The 1,769-nt window shown below is 63.9% G+C and carries 2 protein-coding genes; one reads left to right on the plus strand and one right to left on the minus strand.

All coding sequences use genetic code 11. The features are described from left to right. Positions 1–9: 9 nt before the first annotated feature. The gene (locus tag ACH0BZ_RS16325; RefSeq protein ID WP_406899797.1) at positions 10–609 is read left to right on the plus strand and encodes a cadmium resistance transporter; all 600 of its coding nucleotides are present in this window, start codon (positions 10–12) and stop codon (positions 607–609) included. A gap of 153 nt (positions 610–762) precedes the next feature. Here ACH0BZ_RS16325 and ACH0BZ_RS16330 read toward each other — a convergent pair whose 3' ends face one another. Beyond that, positions 763–1,662: a cytochrome c biogenesis CcdA family protein gene (locus ACH0BZ_RS16330; protein ID WP_406899796.1), complete on the minus strand. Its 900-nt coding sequence runs from the start codon at positions 1,660–1,662 to the stop codon at positions 763–765. Between the last annotated feature and the right edge of the window lie 107 nt (positions 1,663–1,769).

The raw sequence follows: 1,769 nt of genomic DNA on the forward strand, positions 1-1,769 counted from the left end.
GGTGCAGGCGTGATCCTGTCCTCGGCCCTGCAGGCGATCGGCCTGTTCATTGCCACCAATATCGACGACATCATCGTCCTGTCGCTGTTCTTCGCCCGCGGAGCAGGCCAACGCGGAACCACCGCACGCATTCTGGCCGGCCAGTATCTTGGATTCGCTGGCATCCTCGGCGCTGCTGTTCTCGTCTCTCTGGGCGCGGGAGCCTTCCTGCCCCCGGAGGCCATCCCTTATTTCGGGCTGATCCCACTTGGCTTGGGACTGTGGGCCGCGTGGCAGGCCTGGCGCGGGGACGATGATGACGACGACGATGCAAAGGTCGAGGGCAAGAACGTCGCCGTGTGGACCGTGGCCGGCGTAACCTTCGCCAACGGCGGCGACAACATCGGCGTCTATGTCCCCGTCTTTCTTAATGTGGGCTGGGGGGCCGTGGTCGCCTACTGCATCGTGTTCCTGGTGCTGGTGGCGGGACTGGTGGGCCTGGCCAAGTTCGTCGCCACCCGCCAACCGATCGCCGAAGTCCTGGAGCGCTGGGAACACATCCTGTTCCCGATAGTCCTGATCGGCCTAGGCGCCTTCATCCTGATCAGCGGCGGAGCATTCGGGCTCTGACAAAACCGACGCAAACCCCACCGCACACCCGTGAGCCGCCGGCCCGTTCTAACCCTTCGGGCAGAACGCCCGATTGGTACGTCGCCGCCAAGAAGTAGCCACAGAAGACCGCCACAAAGCGATCAAGTCCACACCCAAGGGCCGCAGGAATGACTAAATGGGCAATGTTGTACCGGTGATGGCGAAGTCCCGTAGCCAACTGATGAAGAGCGCCCACACGCCGCTGAATAGCGCGATGCCCACTGCGATGAGCAGGAGGCCGCCAATGATCTGGATTCGTCGAGTGTTGCGCTGTAGCCAGCCGACGGTTCGAATTGCCCAGGTGGAGCTCCAGGCGACGAGGATGAATGGCAGCCCGAGCCCGAGGCAGTAGGCGACGATGAGCATGACGCCGCGCGTGCCGCTAAAGCCGCTTCCGGCGGCGACGGACAGTGCGGCGGCGAGCGTTGGTCCTAGGCAGGGTGTCCAGCCGAGGGCGAACACTCCGCCGAGGAGAGGCGCGCCGACCCACGTAGAGACCGCTTTCGGCTGAAATCGGGTATCTCGTTGCAGTACCGGCACGAAGCCGATGAAGACCAAACCCATGAGGATGGTGATGACCCCGCCGATGCGCTGTAGCAACTCCTCGTGCGGCGCGAGGTACTGGACCGTGCCGAGCACCATTGCGCTGAGTAAGACGAACACCACGGTGAACCCGCCGACGAAAAGCAGCGATGCCCCGACGACGCGGTAACGCGAGCTTTGTCTGGCCTTCTTTTCCTCGAGAGTGATCGTTCGTGACTCGCTGCGACGCTGTTCGGCCTGCGCAACGGTGACAGGTGGCCGCTCGGCGCCGACGACGCTAGCGAGGTACGCGAGGTAGCCGGGGATGAGCGGGACCACACATGGTGAGGCGAACGAGACCAGACCGGCGAGCAGGCAGGCGCCAAGTGCGAGCAAAAGGGGCCCGCTGGCCGCTGTCTGTTGGAACGCCGAACCGATACCCTCCGCGAGCACTAGGCCTTCCACCGGCGGAATGGCACCGGCGACGACGAGGTCGGCGACACTTGTCACGGCGTGGCACTCTCATCGTCGGCCACCAATTTGAACCGCCCGAGGTTTCCCGCCGCTCCTATGTTGGTTGAAGCTCTCGGTTGAGAGCGGCGTAGTAGCTCTGCTCG

Source organism: Dietzia sp. 179-F 9C3 NHS (genome assembly GCF_045369825.1).
Lineage (GTDB): Bacteria > Actinomycetota > Actinomycetes > Mycobacteriales > Mycobacteriaceae > Dietzia.